31 protein-coding genes are annotated in these 16,061 nt (G+C 70.5%); 23 read left to right on the top strand and 8 right to left on the bottom strand.

The annotated features are described in order from the left end of the window. Positions 1-13 precede the first annotated feature (13 nt). From EV284_RS32140 to EV284_RS32180, 9 genes are all read left to right on the top strand, one after another. Positions 14-229, top strand: coding sequence for a hypothetical protein (locus tag EV284_RS32140; protein WP_130340474.1), 216 nt, complete (start codon positions 14-16; stop codon positions 227-229). A 27-nt stretch (positions 230-256) separates the two neighbouring features. Next, entirely contained in the window at positions 257-619 is a 363-nt protein-coding gene (locus EV284_RS32145; protein WP_130340476.1) for a hypothetical protein, read from the top strand. Next, positions 616-1,002 carry a hypothetical protein gene (locus EV284_RS32150; RefSeq protein ID WP_130340478.1) on the top strand — a complete coding sequence of 129 codons (387 nt, stop codon included), beginning with the start codon at positions 616-618 and terminating at the stop codon, positions 1,000-1,002. Before EV284_RS32145 ends, EV284_RS32150 begins: the two co-directional genes overlap by 4 nt. Positions 1,003-1,022: 20 nt before the next feature. Then, positions 1,023-1,631 (top strand): hypothetical protein, encoded by a 609-nt coding sequence (locus EV284_RS32155; RefSeq protein ID WP_130340480.1) that lies wholly within the window; start codon positions 1,023-1,025, stop codon positions 1,629-1,631. Between the two features lie 10 nt (positions 1,632-1,641). Further along, positions 1,642-2,391 (top strand): hypothetical protein, encoded by a 750-nt coding sequence (locus tag EV284_RS32160; RefSeq protein WP_130340482.1) that lies wholly within the window; start codon positions 1,642-1,644, stop codon positions 2,389-2,391. Positions 2,392-2,689: 298 nt separating this feature from the next. Continuing rightward, on the top strand, positions 2,690-3,745 hold the full coding sequence (locus EV284_RS32165) for a hypothetical protein (protein WP_130340484.1): 1,056 nt from the start codon (positions 2,690-2,692) through the stop codon (positions 3,743-3,745). Further along, a complete protein-coding gene (locus EV284_RS32170; protein WP_130340486.1) occupies positions 3,745-3,990 on the top strand; it encodes a hypothetical protein in 246 nt (81 codons plus the stop codon). Before EV284_RS32165 ends, EV284_RS32170 begins: the two co-directional genes overlap by 1 nt. Then, on the top strand, positions 3,987-4,421 hold the full coding sequence (locus tag EV284_RS32175; RefSeq protein ID WP_130340488.1) for a hypothetical protein: 435 nt from the start codon (positions 3,987-3,989) through the stop codon (positions 4,419-4,421). Before EV284_RS32170 ends, EV284_RS32175 begins: the two co-directional genes overlap by 4 nt. A 2-nt stretch (positions 4,422-4,423) precedes the next feature. Continuing rightward, complete coding sequence (locus EV284_RS32180) at positions 4,424-5,128, top strand: hypothetical protein (protein ID WP_130340490.1); 705 nt, start codon at positions 4,424-4,426, stop codon at positions 5,126-5,128. A gap of 47 nt (positions 5,129-5,175) precedes the next feature. Here the strand turns inward: EV284_RS32180 and EV284_RS32185 are convergent, their stop codons facing one another. Genes EV284_RS32185 through EV284_RS32220 form a run of 8 tightly spaced genes read right to left on the bottom strand, consistent with a single transcriptional unit; the run spans position 5,176 to position 8,870 of the window. Continuing rightward, positions 5,176-6,342 carry a tyrosine-type recombinase/integrase gene (locus tag EV284_RS32185; RefSeq protein ID WP_130340492.1) on the bottom strand — a complete coding sequence of 389 codons (1,167 nt, stop codon included), beginning with the start codon at positions 6,340-6,342 and terminating at the stop codon, positions 5,176-5,178. Next, complete coding sequence (locus EV284_RS32190; RefSeq protein ID WP_130340494.1) at positions 6,339-6,695, bottom strand: hypothetical protein; 357 nt, start codon at positions 6,693-6,695, stop codon at positions 6,339-6,341. The genes EV284_RS32185 and EV284_RS32190 overlap by 4 nt, the downstream gene beginning before the upstream one ends. Beyond that, positions 6,692-7,243, bottom strand: coding sequence for a hypothetical protein (locus EV284_RS32195; protein WP_130340496.1), 552 nt, complete (start codon positions 7,241-7,243; stop codon positions 6,692-6,694). Before EV284_RS32195 ends, EV284_RS32190 begins: the two co-directional genes overlap by 4 nt. Then, entirely contained in the window at positions 7,240-7,539 is a 300-nt protein-coding gene (locus EV284_RS32200; protein WP_130340498.1) for a hypothetical protein, read from the bottom strand. Before EV284_RS32200 ends, EV284_RS32195 begins: the two co-directional genes overlap by 4 nt. Beyond that, on the bottom strand, positions 7,536-8,018 hold the full coding sequence (locus EV284_RS32205) for a hypothetical protein (protein WP_130340500.1): 483 nt from the start codon (positions 8,016-8,018) through the stop codon (positions 7,536-7,538). Before EV284_RS32205 ends, EV284_RS32200 begins: the two co-directional genes overlap by 4 nt. Positions 8,019-8,021: 3 nt before the next feature. Beyond that, positions 8,022-8,270 carry a hypothetical protein gene (locus EV284_RS32210; RefSeq protein WP_130340502.1) on the bottom strand — a complete coding sequence of 83 codons (249 nt, stop codon included), beginning with the start codon at positions 8,268-8,270 and terminating at the stop codon, positions 8,022-8,024. Further along, positions 8,263-8,487 carry a hypothetical protein gene (locus EV284_RS32215; protein ID WP_130340504.1) on the bottom strand — a complete coding sequence of 75 codons (225 nt, stop codon included), beginning with the start codon at positions 8,485-8,487 and terminating at the stop codon, positions 8,263-8,265. Before EV284_RS32215 ends, EV284_RS32210 begins: the two co-directional genes overlap by 8 nt. Further along, the gene (locus tag EV284_RS32220) at positions 8,484-8,870 is read right to left on the bottom strand and encodes a hypothetical protein (RefSeq protein ID WP_130340506.1); all 387 of its coding nucleotides are present in this window, start codon (positions 8,868-8,870) and stop codon (positions 8,484-8,486) included. Before EV284_RS32220 ends, EV284_RS32215 begins: the two co-directional genes overlap by 4 nt. Positions 8,871-9,049: 179 nt before the next feature. Between EV284_RS32220 and EV284_RS32225 the strand changes: the two genes are divergently transcribed. The 14 genes from EV284_RS32225 to EV284_RS32290 all read left to right on the top strand — a co-directional run bounded on the left by EV284_RS32225 (position 9,050) and on the right by EV284_RS32290 (position 15,958). Next, positions 9,050-9,325 (top strand): hypothetical protein, encoded by a 276-nt coding sequence (locus EV284_RS32225; RefSeq protein ID WP_130340508.1) that lies wholly within the window; start codon positions 9,050-9,052, stop codon positions 9,323-9,325. Between the two features lie 296 nt (positions 9,326-9,621). Next, the gene (locus tag EV284_RS32230) at positions 9,622-10,533 is read left to right on the top strand and encodes a hypothetical protein (protein WP_130340510.1); all 912 of its coding nucleotides are present in this window, start codon (positions 9,622-9,624) and stop codon (positions 10,531-10,533) included. Positions 10,534-10,550: 17 nt separating this feature from the next. Beyond that, complete coding sequence (locus EV284_RS32235; RefSeq protein WP_130340512.1) at positions 10,551-11,129, top strand: hypothetical protein; 579 nt, start codon at positions 10,551-10,553, stop codon at positions 11,127-11,129. Between the two features lie 102 nt (positions 11,130-11,231). Then, the gene (locus EV284_RS32240; protein WP_130340513.1) at positions 11,232-11,867 is read left to right on the top strand and encodes a hypothetical protein; all 636 of its coding nucleotides are present in this window, start codon (positions 11,232-11,234) and stop codon (positions 11,865-11,867) included. Between the two features lie 110 nt (positions 11,868-11,977). Then, positions 11,978-12,265, top strand: a complete 288-nt coding sequence (locus tag EV284_RS32245) for a hypothetical protein (protein WP_130340515.1) — start codon at positions 11,978-11,980, stop codon at positions 12,263-12,265. Next, a complete protein-coding gene (locus EV284_RS32250; RefSeq protein WP_130340517.1) occupies positions 12,265-12,504 on the top strand; it encodes a hypothetical protein in 240 nt (79 codons plus the stop codon). The genes EV284_RS32245 and EV284_RS32250 overlap by 1 nt, the downstream gene beginning before the upstream one ends. Continuing rightward, positions 12,501-12,827, top strand: coding sequence for a hypothetical protein (locus EV284_RS32255; RefSeq protein WP_130340519.1), 327 nt, complete (start codon positions 12,501-12,503; stop codon positions 12,825-12,827). Before EV284_RS32250 ends, EV284_RS32255 begins: the two co-directional genes overlap by 4 nt. Continuing rightward, positions 12,824-13,480 (top strand): hypothetical protein, encoded by a 657-nt coding sequence (locus tag EV284_RS32260; RefSeq protein ID WP_130340521.1) that lies wholly within the window; start codon positions 12,824-12,826, stop codon positions 13,478-13,480. Before EV284_RS32255 ends, EV284_RS32260 begins: the two co-directional genes overlap by 4 nt. Then, positions 13,477-13,761 carry a hypothetical protein gene (locus EV284_RS32265; protein WP_130340523.1) on the top strand — a complete coding sequence of 95 codons (285 nt, stop codon included), beginning with the start codon at positions 13,477-13,479 and terminating at the stop codon, positions 13,759-13,761. The genes EV284_RS32260 and EV284_RS32265 overlap by 4 nt, the downstream gene beginning before the upstream one ends. After that, complete coding sequence (locus tag EV284_RS32270; protein ID WP_130340525.1) at positions 13,758-14,216, top strand: hypothetical protein; 459 nt, start codon at positions 13,758-13,760, stop codon at positions 14,214-14,216. The genes EV284_RS32265 and EV284_RS32270 overlap by 4 nt, the downstream gene beginning before the upstream one ends. Next, a complete protein-coding gene (locus tag EV284_RS32275) occupies positions 14,213-14,671 on the top strand; it encodes a hypothetical protein (RefSeq protein WP_130340527.1) in 459 nt (152 codons plus the stop codon). The genes EV284_RS32270 and EV284_RS32275 overlap by 4 nt, the downstream gene beginning before the upstream one ends. Continuing rightward, positions 14,668-15,123, top strand: a complete 456-nt coding sequence (locus EV284_RS32280; RefSeq protein WP_130340529.1) for a hypothetical protein — start codon at positions 14,668-14,670, stop codon at positions 15,121-15,123. Before EV284_RS32275 ends, EV284_RS32280 begins: the two co-directional genes overlap by 4 nt. 146 nt (positions 15,124-15,269) lie before the next feature. Next, entirely contained in the window at positions 15,270-15,620 is a 351-nt protein-coding gene (locus EV284_RS32285; protein ID WP_130340531.1) for a hypothetical protein, read from the top strand. An 83-nt stretch (positions 15,621-15,703) separates the two neighbouring features. Next, positions 15,704-15,958: a hypothetical protein gene (locus EV284_RS32290; protein WP_130340533.1), complete on the top strand. Its 255-nt coding sequence runs from the start codon at positions 15,704-15,706 to the stop codon at positions 15,956-15,958. Positions 15,959-16,061: the final 103 nt, after the last annotated feature.

The raw sequence follows: 16,061 nt of genomic DNA on the forward strand, positions 1-16,061 counted from the left end.
GTACGGTCCCCGCATGGATATCGCCTGTCCCGCACCGCTCTTCGCGTCCCTCACGGCCGCTGAACGCGTCGAGGTGGAGCGGGCGGCGGCCGTCGCCGGGCAGCCGGTCGAGGAGTTCGTGCGGGCCGCCGTGCTGGACGCGGCCCGCGATCCGTTCCTCGCCGCCCTCGACCAGGCCGTCACTACTGTCGTCACCCGAGACCGGATTCAGCACGACTACGCCCGCTGAGTCCTGTGGGGCCCGTAGGCTCCCACCATGGCAGAACTGACCTCCCTCGCCGACGCCTACGACCTCGAACGCGTACGTGAGGCGCCCGCCAGGGGGCGCGACGCCATGGCGCAGGTCGCCGCCTACGAGGAGCGGACGAAAACACACCCCGGCCGCAGGCACTGGTCGCTCGCCGACCAGAACGACCCGGGCGACACCGGCCCCGCCGAGGTCCTCGACGGCGACCTCGACCGGTGGAAGCGGCTCAAGAGCGGCCCAAACCGCGGCATGTGGCGCATGGTGGGCTTCCGGCCCGGCGACTACGAGGCCCGCGCCGGCGAAGACCAGACCTGGCAGCAGCTCGCTTACCACTACGGCCCGCTCACCGAAGCCGACAGCGAGGGCCGATGAACAGGGACCGCATCGACCAGGTGCTGGGCGCCGGATACGGCCGCCTGGCCGAGGCGCGGATGGGCGTGGAAGAGGCGTGCGCGGCAGTGGTCCAGATGGCCAAGGACGTGGACGACTTCAGGCCGCTCGGTACCGACGAACTGCCCGCCGCCATCGCAGCACTGGAGTCCTCCGAATACGTCGACGAGGACGACGCCGGCGCCCGCTGGGTCTCCCGCGCCTTCACCGCCACCCCGGCCAGCGCACGGACCGCCGGATGGGCTGCGCTGGCGTTCACCGGCTCCATGATGATCCTGCGGGCTGCCCTGGCCGAAGTGGACGCGGCGCTCGCCGCCATCCACCTGCCAGGTCCGACCGCGCCCGGCGGCACCTTCTCCGCCTGACCCCTGAAAGGCTTCCGTCCGTGGCACTGGCCTGGAACGTCGACCGCCTGGTGGCCGTCGACGACGAGTACGACCGCGAGTACGCCGACTTCCGTGGCGGCTCCCGATACGAGACCTACCTGAAGAAGAACCAGAAGCGGTTCGCAGCGTCCCAGTGGGACGACGAGATGGACCCCGTGCGGTTTGCGATCGACGCCTGGGCGATCGCCACCGGGCCCATCCTGAGCCCCGGCTACGTCCGGTTCCGGCCAGACCTGTTCAGCATCGCCCTGCGCCGCGACGATTGGGACGGAGCCCTGTACGCGGAGATCGAGCTACCGCTCCAGCAGCACCACCTCACCGGCCCGCGCATCCCGTACGAGTGGAGGGACTGGGAGACGGCCCGGTTCCAGAACGGCGTTGACGAGAACTTCCGCAGCCTCGCAGAGCCCGAGACCGATGGCAGCGTGACCAAGGCCATCCTCACCACGACTCTCGTGCGCATCCCCGGCCGAGACTGGGCCCTGGTCACCCCGACCGCCCTTGAGGGCCCCACCTTCTACGAGGAGGCCCGCCGCGCCCTCGCCCTGGTTGCGGACCACCTCAACCGTGAGGCCGCCCCCATCATCACCTCCCTCCGTGCGGGATAGCCTGACTGCCATGCCCTACATTCCTCGGCTCACCGCGGAGACCGTCCGCTGGCACTGGCATCCGGACGACCGGCGCAGCGAAGACACCGTCGAGGGCATCTGCTGCGAGTTGGCCGAGCTGTTCCGGACCACGTGGCGCACGGTGAAGTCCCGCGCCGCCGACAACCGCGCGACGGACCCGGCCCTGCACCGCCTGATGGCCAACCTGCGCCTTACGGGCCTGGACGTGACGGCGGACGGGTGCGTGCTCTCCCTGTGGGTGTCCGGCCGGGGGAGTCACGACCTCCTGCACGCCCGCACCGGGGAACGCATGACGGCCGCCCTGACCGAGGAAGCCCGTACCGAGGTGCGGGTCGCCGACTGTGACAGTCGCCTGCGATGGACGAACGGCATCCCCTGCTCCGAGCAGGCCCCCCTAGCACGACCCGTTCCGCCTGACCCGGAGGCCGTCCGCGCCTTCGAGGCCCACCTGGACGCCGTGGTGGAGGGCATCGTGGTGGAGGACGGCCCGCAGGCCGGCAGTGAGCGGCTGCTGCTCGCCCTGGAGCGCCGACTGGGGTTCCGCCCAGGCGCGTACTGGGGCATGCGCCCCGACGGCATGGTCACCCTGCGCTGCGCGCCGGACGAGGCCCGCCGCCTGCTCGCCCTCGGCGTGCCCGCGAAGCCAAGCCTGGACGGGGGCTTCGGAGTGGTCGTCGCCTTCACGCTCACCGACCGACAGTGCCGTGAGTTCGCCGACGTGGTGGCGGCGCACTCCTAGTCGAACCCCGACGGCGCGCCCGCGCGCGAGGGGGCGCAGAGGCGCGAGGCGCTACCTGATGTCGGCCGCTTTCGGTATGGTGCCAACTGCACGGCCACGCACAGGCCCAAGCCAGCCTCAGCCCATGACTGGGAGCGATCTGAGGCGAAGGTGCCAGGACAGACGGTCCCAGCGCATCAGTGCGGAGCACCATCACCTCGTCTTCGACGACGTACCTCCGTATGCCCGCGCAGGTCCACCGAGTTCTCCGCGTGCAACGGGTCATGGGTAACCGCTGCGCGCCACCGAGGAGAGACTCGTGGTCAAGAAGCACGGCAAGAAGCAGCGCGCGAAGCAGCGTTCGCGCCGTACCGGAGCGGCCCACGCGTCGGCGGCCGCCAACACCCTGCACAACCATCCCGAGCCGGACACCGGCCTGCTGGCGGGCATGATGCCCTACGTGCCCGGTTGGGAAGCTGACGACGCATTGGCCACTCGGCTCGTCGCCGCGTGCTGGGCCGCCTGCATGCCATGCCAGAAGTCGATCGGGAAGCAGGTCGTCGCGCACCGGGCCACCCTCGCCGGACTCGCCGGCACCATGTTCCTCACCCAGCCGGACGCCGTCCGCACGCCCACCCCACTTACCGGGGGAGCCGCCCGAGAATGGATCGACCAGGCGCACGGCAAGGCGTTCACGGCCGGCGCAGAGACGGCACTTCGGGCGGTGCAGGAACTGGAGGAGACGGCGGCCGCCGATCTGCTCGATGCGACGCTCGACCTCTGGGCCATGTCGGGGACAAGCCGCCCCGGCATCGGCCTCGCCGACCGCCTCACGCAGGCACCACCGCGCCAGCGCCCCGCCGACCCCATGGACGCGTTCCGCAAGGCGGGGATCAACGTGGTGACGCTCGATGACCTTGACCTGGGTGACGTCGACGCCTACCACTTGGCCCCGAACTACGGCGTGATGCCGATGAAGACGACCGGGCCGGACGGTCATCCGATGCCGATGCTCCTGCTGTACCCGGAAACCGAGGACGCGGGAATCGAAGACCTGGAGGCCCGCACCGACTGGGAGCACTGGGGCCTGCACGGGATGCCGCACATGGACCCGTTGTGGCGGGTGCGCGCCCGGATCGCCGACCGGTCCTTGCAGGGCCTCGTTCATGTCGGGCCGGACGGCGACGACGCCGTCGAGCTGTGGCGGGCGGCCGAGTCCGTGAGCCTCCCCGCGGCCTGGTGGGACCTGCTCGACCGCGTCCAGCACGTCCTGGTCGTCGGCCCGGTCCCCGAACCCGAGACCCCCGGTGCGCTGAAGGCCGAGGCCAACGCGGGCAGGCTGCTGGCTGTCGTCGCGCGTGTGGCGTTCGCCTGATGGCCGCCGGAACCCGGCGCCCGCGCCGCGACCGTGACGACCGCCAGGAGGACCGGGAGACGCTGCCCGGCATCGCCGAGGTGCGGCTTCGCGCCGACGAGAACACCGCGAAGGTCGTGATGGACGTCCTGCGCGCCAACTTCACGGTCACCCGAGCACGCGACTATCCCGGTGACCGCTGGTACTTCGCTCTCGACACCGGCAACACCGCCCTGGACCTCGATGGACCGGAGACCCCCTCATGACGCCGTTCTTCCAGTTCGCGGCAGCCCGGATCACGCCGTACACCGCCGCCGGTCAGCCGTCCGACGAATACCTCGACCTGTCCGTGCACGGACTCGCCCTCGTCGTCGCCGACGCCGACGCCCACGGCGGCGAGAGGTACATCCTCCGCCTGGCCGACGAGAAACTGCCGGTCCTCCCGCCCACCTCGGAGCGCGGCTACGACCTGCTGCTGTGGGACCCCTGCATGCCCGCGCGGCTGCCCCGATACAAGGAGGCGTGGCTGCATCGGGTGACCCTGTCCCCCGCCCCTCCCGGCCCTGGCTACGTCAGCTTGGCCGGCCCCGCCTGGGGCCGCACCTTCCACCTCGAAACGGAGCCTCCCGTCCCGTTCGCCACCACCGCGCCGCCGGGCCTGGAAGTTCTGACCCACGACCTGCCCGAAGGGAACTGACCATGAGCGACGAGCTGTACGAGACCCCCGCCGAGGCGGACACCAGCGACCTGCGGGCAGGCAAGCGGATCACGGTCACCGAGGCCGCCGTGGAGCTGGCGGCGATCGACCTGCGCCTCCGCCAACTGGCCCGTGCCCTGGAAACCCCGGAGACGCCGGTCGAACTGGACTCGCTCATCGAGAGCCTGCGCGGCCATGCCGGAAGCCACCGTGGGCAGGCCGAGCGCATGGCTCGCCTCGCCCGGATCGTGGACGGCGGCATCCCGCTCGCCAAGCACTTCCCCCACCGCGGCGAGGGATGGGGCGCGGCCGCGCGGGACAGCGACCGCGAGGACTTCGGTGGCCCTGCGATCATTCCCACCGAGAATCAGCTCGACCTGCTCGCCCGGGAGGGGGCCCGCCTAGTCAAGAAGGGCGAGGAGACCACCACCTTCCCGGAGGCGATGAAGGGCGTCGGGCTGGGCTGGGAGTCCAAGGCCGCCAGTGCGCGGCGCCGCCGCGAGCGGGACGCCGAGGTCGACAAGCAGGTGCTGCGCACGAAGTGCGAGACCCCGACGTGCCAGGCGGGCGACGGGGAACCGTGCCGTACGAAGCACGGCCGGATCTCCGAGCAGCCGCACACCGGCCGTCTCCGCGAGGCCGAGGCCACCGTCGACGCCCGACTCGGCTACCTCGGAGACAACCCGGTAGCCGTCCTGGACGCCTGACGCCGACAAGGCCCGCACGTTGCCGTGCGGGCCTTGCGCGAGTCTGCCTACGCCGAGGGTTCCTGGGCGTCCGGGTCGTAGATCGGGACCTTGGCGAACCGGTTCCGGTTGGCGTCCTTGGCCGCGCGCACGTAGATCCGGGGCATGCGAGAGCCCCGCCGCCAGCGGCCGGCGTCCTCCAGCTCCTCCTCGGTGGCGTTGTTCATACCGAGGTCGGTGGCCCCGCCGGCACGCAGGCTGTGGGAGGACACGGGCCGCCCGTCCGTCACCAGTCCGGCGGCCTTGAACCACAACTTCACACGCTCGTTGACGGTCTGCGGGCGCAGGTAGTCACCGCGCTTGGTGGCCGTCTTGGCGCGGGTCTCCGACGAGGCGACCTTGCCGCTCCGCTTGACCTCCCGGAACAGCGGGCCGCTGGTGATGCCCTGCTGCTGGAGGTAGCCGAGCCAGCGGCGCAGCCGGAACACCAGCCGCAGGTCCGTCCGGTCGTGCAGCACGATCGTCTGCTCGTCGTCGTGCGTCTTGTCCTCGGCCAGCCAGACGATCACCCGGTCGTCCAGGATGGTGAGGTCTTCAATGTCGAAGTCGACGTCCTCAACGCTTCGCCCGAGGAACTGGTACCCGAAGGCCATCATCGCCGAGTCCCGCCAGGCGATCGGCCGGTCGGCCGCGTCGGCCTTGGCCAGCATCGGCATGAGGTACGCCAGCGTGATCGGGAAGGCTTCCTTGCGGCGCAGCGCCCGCTTGTTCTTCTTCCGGTACTGCACCATCAGGGACTTGAAGATGCTCTTGTCGGGCCGCTTCCCCGGCGGCATCGACGTCATGATCAGCGACATGTAGTTGTTGATCGTGGTGACCTTGAGCTGCTTGCGCATCAGGTGGCGGCCGTACTCGGTGTACGTCGCCGTGGTGCACGGCTTCGCCACTCGCCCCTCCTGCGCGCACCACGCCTCGAACAGGCGCATGGCCGTACGCCGCGGCGGCGACTCCTCCTCCCGCGCCTTCTTGATCGCCTCGGCGGTCTCCTCGCTGACGTGCAGATCCCGCTCGCTGTACGTCACACCCGGCGTGTCGGTGGTCGGGATCTCCTCGCCGGGGAACAGCACGGTGTGCGCGTCGACGAGCGGCCGCGGCGCCGGTTCCTCGATGACCGCCAGGGCGCCGCCGTCGTCGACGATCTCGGCGGTGACGATCTCCTCATCGTCCGGGGTCACGCTTCCGCCCACTGAACTTGGAGGATGGACTGCCCCTCCATGACCCGGAAGGCGTGGCCGCAGGGCGTGAGGGTGAGGAGGCGCCCGGCGATCTGATGACCGGGCCACAGGCTCCGCGGTCCGTCGAGGATGGGGGCGTAGGCGACGATGTTGTCCTGGGCCATCGCCGTGGTGGTCTCCTGGCACTGGGGGCACCATGCCTCGGTTACCGGCCCGTCCTTGATGCCTACGGCCTTTACGGGGCCGGGCAGGTCCGGCGCCTGCTCATAGCGGAAGACCAGATCCTCGTCCGCCGAAAGCTCCAGCCCAGGCAGCACCATCGGCAGGTCGCTCGCGCGTCGTTCCACCGTCACCGGTCTCTCCACTTCCAGCAGTCGGGGGTGCAGTCCTTCGGCAGGTGGTACTTCGCCGGCTGGCCGGACAGCAGTTGGCCAGCGTCATAGTGGACGCCCGCCTTCTCCAGCTCGGCGACCTTCGGTGACTGCCAGAAGTGCCCGCCGCCGTGCCCCTCCGATGCCGTCCAACCTCGAGGGATCTTCTTGGTGCAGGGGTGCCCGGTGTCGTCCGACGGGATGGGGCACGGCATGGTGCCGTCGGAGACCGGCTCGGGGAAGTCGGTGTGGCTGCTCCACTGGCCGGCGATGTTCTTCAGCTCCCACCACGCGTCTTTGGCCTCGTACCGGTCCCGGCGCTGCCATGCGTCGGTGAACCTCTGGTGCGCGCACTGCGCAGTCTTCAGGTCCTCCTGGTAATCCCCGACGGCAGACCCGCTGTCGGCCGTTGGGTAGCCCGTGCGCAGGTCGTCGGCGAGCCGGTCGGCGATGAAGGTGTACCAGGCGAGGGCGGACTCCACGGTGTAGAGGGGGTGCGGGGTGCGGGCGGTCTTCTCGGTTTCGGTCACTTCAGTCCCCCCGTGCTCGTCTGCACCCCGGGGTCTACGGGGGAGCGGCCTTCGGCGACCTGGTGCAGGTAGAGGCTCAGCCAGCGGCGGGCCTCCTCCTTGCCCATCGGCGGGCCGCCCATGCTGAACTCCGCGAGCGCGTGGAGGATGACGGCCTCGACGGCGTACGGCTCCCGGTTACGGATGTCCTCGAGGACGTTGCCTGTCTGGATGGCGCCGGAGGGGATCTGTCCTGCGGTGATCGCGTCAGCGGGGATGGGGTGCGGACCTGCCGGGTCGTGCATCGGATGGTTCACGGGTTCCTACCGGGGCGGTTGATGGTAATAGGGCAGAGCATCGCGTAGAGCTGGCTTCGGAGCGCAGCGTCGGAGCAGCCGACCGGGTCGGCGAAGTCCCCGGCGAGCGCGATGAACATCCCGAGCTTGCGGGCTTCCTTCCGCCACCTGGGGGAGCTGTTCAGCGTGCCGCTGTAGAACGCCTCACCGGCGGAGTTGGACATGGTCAGCTCGTCGGTGGCGACGTCGAGGACGGCGGACCAGCCAGGCGCCGGGTCGGCCCAGCCTGCGAAGTCGTCGAGCAGCGCCCAGCCGCCGGTGCGCAGGCCCTCAAGGTACGGGTCGGGGCCGCGGCCGCCGTCTGTGCCGAACGTCTCCACCCGATGGGTGGCGGCGAACACGACCCGCGGCACGCTGTCCCGGTCGTCCATCCACGCCTGCATGTCGAGCGCGACGGGCGGCCCGCTCAGGTCCACGCTGTACATGGTGTTCGGGTCCATGAGTCACGCCTCCCGGCAGTACGCGAAGTGGATGCCAGGAGCGCGTAGCGCAGGCGGCAGTAGGGACTCCGTCACCTCGTGTTCAACGGCCTGCAAGTCACCGAGAACGCGAGCTTCGCCCGCCTCGCGGTCGGCGCGCGCGGCGAGGTAGAGGGAGTCGAGAGCCTGGCCCAGCGGGTCGTCCTCGACGAGCCCAAAGGCCGCGAGCACGCTTTTGCGGGTCCGCTCCGCGAGCGTCTGGGCCTCAGCCACGATCATCTCCAGAAACGACGTCCACGTGGGTGAGGGCGATGCACGCGCCGTGCCCCTCGACCCAGACCACATCGGTGTGGCCCCCGAGGACTTCGGCGCGGCTGCGTGTCTTCGTGACGAGCCGTTCATCGTTCGGGTGGTCCTCGGGCCGGCAGCCGGGGTAGGCGATGACGGGGGTCCCGATCGGGTACAGCTTGTTCCACTGCTCAGCGTTCATGCCTGTGGCGCCCACGGCCGGTTCACCCCTCTAGCGTCGGCGTTCAGCTTCAACGAGTTGACTTCCCTGAGGGCAAAGTCCAGGAGGTGCACCGTCGCATTCCGCTCGTCCGCCGGTTCCTGGAGGGCAAGTTCGTGGACCAGGCTCAGGAGGTAGCCGACCCCGTTGTGTTCCTTGCTGTAGAGCAGGACGCGGCGCGTGCTGTCGGTCGGGAGCTTGGTCGGCAGGTGGCCGATGTTGTGATCGGCCAGCTTCTTCTCGACGCCCTCCATGACGCGGGCGCCGGCCTTCTGCGCGCCGGCAAAGCGCACCAAGTCCTCGACGTTGCGCGCCTCGTACCCGGCCCATCTCACCCTCTGGGCCAGGACCTCCCAGTCGTCCATGTCTTCCCATCGCTTCACGGCCCTGCGTACCCCGCCCTCGTGTGGTGGTTCTGACGTGCCGCCAACTTTACCGACAACAATTGAATTTGTTGTCGGCTACTCGCCAGTAACCTCGTATGGTGTTCCCCGAGGCGGAGAGCAACCGCCTCACCTCACCCCGAACCGAAGGAACACCCGCCATGCCGAAGCCGGTCAAGACCGTCGCCTACGCCCTCGGCCTCCTGGCCCTCGCCCACCCCGCGATCGTTCCGCCCGTTCTCCACGCGCTCGCCTTCGCGGCCGGCCTCGGCGCCGCCGCCGCGCTCTGGGTCCTCGCACACCTCGCGCTCACCCTCACGGTCGCCGCCGGCGTTCTCCTCGCGCAGTTCCTGCCCGGCCAACTCGGTGCCGCCGCTCGCTGGTTCGGGCGCGCCTGGGATACGTCGATCGACGCGATCCTGCCCCGTACGATCTGACCCTCACCCCCATCACGCCCCGAGAGGAACACCACGATGGCAGCGCTGCGCGGAGGCGACGGCAAGGTCATGGACTTCGTCAACCTGCTGGGGATCTTCTCCCCCGCGTGGCTCGTGGCCGTGCTGGTGATCCGCCACTGGCACTAGTCGAACAGTTCGATTCTTCGCTGAGAACGATTTTGCGCTCAGCCCCCTCGCGCGGCACCAACACCGCGCGACCGTAAAACGCCCCCTGTGGCACCCCTTCGCGGCGTAGAGCAACCGCCGCAGCCCACCCCGAATCGAAGGAACACCCCATGAGGCGAAGCCTCGGCATCCCCCTGCGCCAAAATCCGGAGCCCGAACCCGCCTACGGCCTGTACCAGCAGATCCGAGTCGACGCCGAGTCCCGGAGCCGGGGCTTCCTCGGACCCGACGACCTTCGCCGGTTCGAGGAGGTCGCCTCCCGGCGCGGGGGAGACTGGTGCACCGCTGTCCTCGGCTACAGCTTCCCCGGCATTCACTACGTCTCCAGCACCGACGGTTGGCACCTGGTGCACGCCGACGAACTCGGCATCGACCCGCCCCTGCCCGCCCCCGTCGTCCAGGCCCGCGAGGAGACCGCCGCCCGCGATCGGAAGCGGCAGCAGCAGGAGGCCGAGCGCCGCGACCGTGAGCGCCGACAGTGGGACGCCCTCGTAGCCGCCGCCGGGGTGGAGATCACCGTGCGGGCCAACACCCGGCACACCGGAGTCGGTGGGGCGCTGCGGCACGCCGTGCCCAACGCCGAGCTGGTGTCCGGCCGCTCACGCCGCCACCTGCCCGGCCGAGGGCTGTGCGAGACGCCCGGCCGCGCAGACCCGCTGCACCTGAGCGACCCCGTCGACGACCCTGCGAACTGCCGGCGCTGCCTCACCTACATGGAGCAGGTCCGCGCGCTGGACGCACCCGCCCCGCCCACGGCCGCCGAGCGGCGACTCCTGCAACTGGTCCGCGACGGAGCCGTGTTCACCTTCCACGTCGCGCGCCGCCCCGCCACCATCCGGGACACCAGCCAGCGCAGCAAGGGCGCCTGGGGACACCTCGGCCGGAAGGTCGACGCCGCCATGCTCAAGCTGGAGGCCAAGGGCTGGGTGAGCAAGGAGCAGACGTACAGCGCGACGCAAGACGGTCACCGCGGCGACCGTTGGCGGCTGACCGACACCGGTACCGCCGCCCTGGAGGGCTGACCCCGATGGTTGCCCGGATGACCGCAGCCCAGTACAAAGCCCTGCTTGCCAGCCGTCAGGCCGGGAAGGGCGCCCCGGCGGCCGCGCCGAAGAAGAAGCCGGCCACCAAGAAGCCCGCCGCCGACCCCGGCCCGCCCTCCGTGCCCGAGCCGCCCGCACTGGAGCCCCTCCTCGCGGGCCTGTCCGGAGTCGGGCGCACCTGGAGCATCCTCATGCCGTACGCGGAGAAGATGCTCGACAGCAACCAGCGGCTGCACTGGCGGCCCGAGCACGCCATCCGGCAGCAACTCCGCACCGACGCCGTGCAGATGGCACGCGTGCACCGCCTGCCCCGGCTGGAGCGCGCGGCGATCTTCTACGTCCTGCACCCCCGATCCATCCGGCGGTCCCGCGACCCTGGGAACTGGGCGCCGACCGCGAAGGCGTACGTCGACGGACTGGTGACCCCGAACCCTCACCAGCCGCGCGAGCGCCACCTCCTCCCGGACGACGACCACGAGCACCTCCTCGGCCCCTTCCCCGCGATGGGCGCCCCGGTCAGCACCGGCTACGCCCGCATGACCCTGGTCATCACCGAACTCATCACACCTGCCTGACCTGCCCAAACGCGGAAAACGTAACAGGTACAGGCGTTCTGTCGTACTGAAGGGTGAGGGCCTTCGCGGCCCTTCCCGCACTGCACAAGGAGATGCCCCTCCGTGAGCACCACCCCGCCCGTCAAGCTGTCGTCCCTCCAGGTCTACGAGGCCAACGGCACGCCCGTCCCGCACGTCGACCCCCGCGAGCAGATGCTCAAGGTGGCCGCCGCGGCGTTCACCCGTTCCGGTACCTACATGGACCCCGACGTGGTGGACAGCCACCTGCTGGAGATCGCCGACAAGGCGGCCTGCTCGCTGCTGCGCGACCGCTGGCGCGACGACTTCCCCGTGGCCGCGTACAGCGAACTCCTCGCCACCATCGCCGCGTTCCGGGAAGTCCTCGGACTCGACCCGACCCCCACCGGCGTGGAGGTCTTCAACTGGGCGGCCCTGCAGAAGCGACTCGCCATGCAGAAGATCGACGGTCAGCACCAGCAGTACCTGGTCCAGTTCCGCAACGGCCCCTTCAAGGGCGCGATCATGCCGTTCCACGGGCCGACCGGCCAGGGGCCGGTCAAGACGCTCACGCTGCCCATCGCCTGGGGCGACTCGACCGAGCGCGGCCGGGGCACCGCCATCTACGTCCGCAGCGGCGACGCCAACGACCAGCACCTCTGGCCGTACAAGCTGGGCAACCAGGTCCCCGAGGACGCCCGTCCCCACATCGCCGTCGTCTCGGCCCGGAAGGACGTGTGATGACCACCCCCACCCCCCTCCCGCCTCGCAAGGTCGTCCTCGGGTCGGCTGTTCGTCTTCTTGAAGGGCCGCCCCTCCAAGACGGCTCCCCTGCGCACGAGTTCTGCCTCATGCGCCTGCCGCAGCAGGACAAGACCTACTTCCCCATCGACGAAATCAGCGCGACGACGTCCGGACTGGTCAACTACCCCGACCTCCGCGACCTTCTCGACGGCGTCGACCACCTCAGCCACCGTCCCGTAGTTGAGGGCCCGCAGAACCAGGTCGAATGCCCCGAGTGCCATCGCCGGGAGACCGACACCGACTACTACATATCGCAGCAGCAGCTCGTCATTGACCTGCGGTGTCACGGCTTCATCGTGGTCAACCCCCCGCGTCCGGCGGAGGGAACCGCCTGATGGCCGCCCTGTCCGTCGTGATCCCCTCCCCGGCCGCGGACGCCGCGCACGACGCTGCGCACGAGACGCTCGCCCGGTTCCGGCACGGCGCCTACTCGGTGCCGTGCGACACCTGCCGCGCCCCGGCCGGGACGCTGTGCCGGTCCCGGCGTGCGGTGTGCACTCAGCGCCGCGCGGCGTACCGGGAGCGGCAGCAGGCCGTCACGCTGGTTCCGCTCCTCGTCGGGCGTGCCCGATGAGCGCGGTCGCGGCCGCCATGCCGGCCGACTGCTATGCCTCCCTGTACGACGAGCAGCTCGTCCACATCCTGCTCCAGGGCAATGCGGCCGAGGGGCTCACCATGCAGGCCGGGTTCCCCCTCTACCCGGCGCCCGCCGTGGGCCGGCCGGTCGAGGTCCGCTGGTCGATTCCTTGCCCGGCGTGCGGGGAGGGCCGCCTGTCTCGACGGTGGCTTCCCACCGTGTCGGAGCGGCTGATGGTCGGCTCCGACTGCATGCGGCACGTCTTCCTCGTCGTCGTGCCCGACTGGCTACGCCCGGCGTGGCCGGGGAGCGAGCTGTGAGTGCCCTCGCGGTGGAGACCGCGGCCGTCCCCGAGTGGGACAGCCGCCTGGTCGTACGCGCCGCCGGACGCCCCGATCTCCACATCGGTGCCGCCGGGACCGTGGCCCCGCGGGTGCCGATGTTCACCGTGGCGCTGGAGTGCCAGCCGGACGTCGACCAGGCGCCCGGCGTCCGGCCGTGGACCGGCCCGGTCACCGAACGCGCCATCTGCCCGGCCTGCCTGCGCGCGCTGCGCGGCGAACCCGAACCGGTGAAGCCCGCCCGGGTCCCCGCCGGGGTCCTCGAGGAACTGCCGCAGCCGGAGCCCGACCGGGCCGGCCGACACCTGTGGGCGGTTCCCGCCCCGCAGACCTACGCCGAGGCGCCGCTGCCGGCCGAACACGCCGGCCGCCGCATCACCTGGTCGGCGTGGAAGCCCACCCCGGTCCTCAGCCGCTACGACCCGGCGTGCGAGTGGTGCGGCGACACCGAGCACGGCGAGATGACCAGCGGCCGCCAGGGCAACCCGCTCTCGGCCACCAACCCGCTGCGCAGGTTCCTCGCCTACCGGTGCACCGCCTGCCAGCTGATGACCGCCTACGAGCAGACCGGCACCGACCTCACGGTCATCGCCCACTTCAAGTCCCATGCCCCGAAGGACTGCAACCGATGAGCACCGCCACCGTCGCACCCCCGTCGACCAGCGCCGAGCTGGAGCAGCGTCTCGCCCTGATCGCCTGCGGCGAGAACTCCTGGCCCGGTAAGACCCGCGCCTGCGACGACCACCTGAAGAAGTCGTCGACCTGGCTGCGGATCACCTCCACCGGGGCCGTCGACGCCCTCGCCGCGGCGATATGCGGCTCCGGGCACCGGCACAACCGGTCGTGCCAGCCGTGCACGGAGAAGGCCGTGCGGTGCGTCAGCGTCTACAACGCGTGGAGGGCGAGCCAGTGACGACCGCAACCGCGCTCGCGCCGGCCGTCATCTTCGACGTCGACGGCACCCTCTGCGACGTGTCCGACATCCGCCACCTGACCAAGGGGCCGGGCGGGTTCACCGCGTTCCACGCGGCCAGCATCAACTGCCCGCCCCACCAGGACGTCGTCGACGCCGCCCGCCAGGCCCGCGCCGAGGGCCTGGCCGTGCTCATCATGACCGGCCGGGACCGCCGCTGGGAGCGGCTGACGTCCATGTGGCTGGCCATGCACGACGTGCCCTCCGATGGCCTGTGGATGCGCGGCCGGGGTGACTACCGGCCCGACTACGTCATCAAGAGGGAGCTGCTGCGCTCCGCCCGGAACCGCTACCAGGTGGTGCGGGCCTGGGACGACAACCCGAACGTGATCCGGCTGTGGGAACAGGAGGGCATCCCCGTCACGGTGGTGCCCGGCTGGGAGGACGAGACGTGACAGAGCACCTGACCCTCAGCGGCAGCGCCGTCGTCGGGCCCCTGGCGGTGAGCGCTGACGCCATCGGATGTGCGGCCATCGACCCGCCGCCGCCGAGCATCTCCATACCCGGCGTCGGAGGGCGCCCGCTGGTCACGATCCACCCCGGCGGCCGACTGGAGTTCGGCGACGGCTACAGGCCGGACGAGGCGGCCCAGGCGTTCTGGGAGGCCGTGCAGCGCTTCACCCCGCCGCCGATGACCTACACGTTCGGCGCGCCGCTCGCGGCCCGGATCGACGCCGAGCTGAAGCACGGCAACAAGGCCATGGAGCTGCTGCGGCAGTCCCTACGCGTCCACTCTGCGGTCCACGCGGAGAGCGTCGTCGGCCACCAGTACGGGGCGGTGCCGGATTGCGCCTTGTGCGACCACGCCGCCGCCATCCGGGAGTTCTTCCAGAAGGGCACCACTCTGTGACCGCGATCGAGAGCGGAGAGGTCTCCTGCATCGCCTGCACCGCAACCGTCGTGCACGCTCTTCAGGGCATCGTGCGGTGCGCCCTGCCAGTCGGGCACTATGACGCGGCGAACGTGCCGGACTGGGGCAAGGCAGATCCGAACGGGTGGCACCAGTCTGCGCCTGTCCGCGACGGCACCTGGGTCACCTGGGCCGACACGACGATCGGGGCGACGCCGCACGGCCATCCACTGGCACCAGCGACGGAGCAGTCGACGCAGGCCGTCCGCTTCATCTGCCCGACGTGCGGCCCGACGGCTGTGGAGGCACACCCCGACCTCGCCGTCGTTCTGCGGTGCTCCAACTGCAAGGAGCACCTGGCCCACGGCTCCCTCGCGCCCACCAAGAGCCGTGTGGCCCAGAGCCACGACCACCTTCGCGCCGCTCTCGCCGCCATGGAGGCTCAGCAGTGAAAGCCCACCTTGCAGCGAGTCCGCCCGGGTCCGCCGGACTCACGGCGCCATGCGCGCAGCACCCCGCGGCCCCCGTCATCGGCGGCCTGTGCGGGGGCTGCACCCAGTACCCGGTAGATATGCGTCCGTCCCCTGCCGGTGCTCGCGTGTTCCTGGCCCCAGTCGATGCTGACCCCGCAGACCCCAGCGCCTGGAAGGAGATCGGCTACGTCACCGACTCCTCCTTCACGGAGACGCCCGAGTGGGACACGGCTGACCCGTACCCGTTCGCTCACCTGAAGATTTCGCCGTTCACCGCCTCGGTTTCGATGAGCCGGTGCCGCGTCTTCCACCCGTGGATCTACCCGCCGTGCGTTGATGCTGTGGCCGCGATCGAGAAGCGGGCCGTTCGCTGGCGGGCCGCCGCCATCCTCGCGGAGGCGCTCCACCGCCCGCTCTGGCCGTGCCCCCTCCCCTTCGCAGGCCGCAACGTCAGCGAGAGGCTGTGCTGTCGCTGAGATCAATCATTCTCGGCGACAACTTCCAATCTCCGTGAAAGACCGGCACAATGAGGGCTGACGGTCAATCAGGGGGGAAGTTCATGACGAACGATGTACCACGGGTCCTACGGCTGACGTTCGAGTTCCACATCCCGCGCGGCCTGCGCACCAACATCCGCAACGACCGGCGGGAGAGCGCCGTAGCGTCGCTGATCTCGTCGGTGGAAGCACTCGCCCACCGGCTGTTCCCATGGGCGGACAGAATGACGGTCCGGCAGGAATGGTCCTACGCCTGGGTCGACAGGACCGAGACGATCACGCTGCCGGAGAACGACCTGAACACCCGCAAGCCGTAACACAACTGAACACCTGGCCCACCAGCCAGACCCCGTCGGCGGAGAGCAACCGCCGGCACCACCGCGAATCGAAGGAACACCCGCGATGCCCTCTCGCTCCGGC

It is taken from the genome of Streptomyces sp. BK022 (assembly GCF_004217355.1).
In the GTDB taxonomy this organism is placed as follows: Bacteria; Actinomycetota; Actinomycetes; order Streptomycetales; family Streptomycetaceae; genus Streptomyces; species Streptomyces griseoluteus.

What these genes read in the sequence shown, in the direction of transcription:
- EV284_RS32140 (WP_130340474.1), top strand. Translation starts at nt 14, where the DNA reads ATGGATATCGCCTGTCCCGCACCGCTCTTCGCGTCCCTCACGGCCGCT.
- EV284_RS32145 (WP_130340476.1), top strand. Translation starts at nt 257, where the DNA reads ATGGCAGAACTGACCTCCCTCGCCGACGCCTACGACCTCGAACGCGTA.
- EV284_RS32150 (WP_130340478.1), top strand. Translation starts at nt 616, where the DNA reads ATGAACAGGGACCGCATCGACCAGGTGCTGGGCGCCGGATACGGCCGC.
- EV284_RS32160 (WP_130340482.1), top strand. Translation starts at nt 1,642, where the DNA reads ATGCCCTACATTCCTCGGCTCACCGCGGAGACCGTCCGCTGGCACTGG.
- EV284_RS32170 (WP_130340486.1), top strand. Translation starts at nt 3,745, where the DNA reads ATGGCCGCCGGAACCCGGCGCCCGCGCCGCGACCGTGACGACCGCCAG.
- EV284_RS32175 (WP_130340488.1), top strand. Translation starts at nt 3,987, where the DNA reads ATGACGCCGTTCTTCCAGTTCGCGGCAGCCCGGATCACGCCGTACACC.
- EV284_RS32180 (WP_130340490.1), top strand. Translation starts at nt 4,424, where the DNA reads ATGAGCGACGAGCTGTACGAGACCCCCGCCGAGGCGGACACCAGCGAC.
- EV284_RS32205 (WP_130340500.1), bottom strand. Translation starts at nt 8,018, where the DNA reads ATGGACCCGAACACCATGTACAGCGTGGACCTGAGCGGGCCGCCCGTC.
- EV284_RS32215 (WP_130340504.1), bottom strand. Translation starts at nt 8,487, where the DNA reads ATGAACGCTGAGCAGTGGAACAAGCTGTACCCGATCGGGACCCCCGTC.
- EV284_RS32220 (WP_130340506.1), bottom strand. Translation starts at nt 8,870, where the DNA reads ATGGACGACTGGGAGGTCCTGGCCCAGAGGGTGAGATGGGCCGGGTAC.
- EV284_RS32225 (WP_130340508.1), top strand. Translation starts at nt 9,050, where the DNA reads ATGCCGAAGCCGGTCAAGACCGTCGCCTACGCCCTCGGCCTCCTGGCC.
- EV284_RS32230 (WP_130340510.1), top strand. Translation starts at nt 9,622, where the DNA reads ATGAGGCGAAGCCTCGGCATCCCCCTGCGCCAAAATCCGGAGCCCGAA.
- EV284_RS32235 (WP_130340512.1), top strand. Translation starts at nt 10,551, where the DNA reads ATGACCGCAGCCCAGTACAAAGCCCTGCTTGCCAGCCGTCAGGCCGGG.
- EV284_RS32245 (WP_130340515.1), top strand. Translation starts at nt 11,978, where the DNA reads ATGCGCCTGCCGCAGCAGGACAAGACCTACTTCCCCATCGACGAAATC.
- EV284_RS32250 (WP_130340517.1), top strand. Translation starts at nt 12,265, where the DNA reads ATGGCCGCCCTGTCCGTCGTGATCCCCTCCCCGGCCGCGGACGCCGCG.
- EV284_RS32255 (WP_130340519.1), top strand. Translation starts at nt 12,501, where the DNA reads ATGAGCGCGGTCGCGGCCGCCATGCCGGCCGACTGCTATGCCTCCCTG.
- EV284_RS32265 (WP_130340523.1), top strand. Translation starts at nt 13,477, where the DNA reads ATGAGCACCGCCACCGTCGCACCCCCGTCGACCAGCGCCGAGCTGGAG.
- EV284_RS32290 (WP_130340533.1), top strand. Translation starts at nt 15,704, where the DNA reads ATGACGAACGATGTACCACGGGTCCTACGGCTGACGTTCGAGTTCCAC.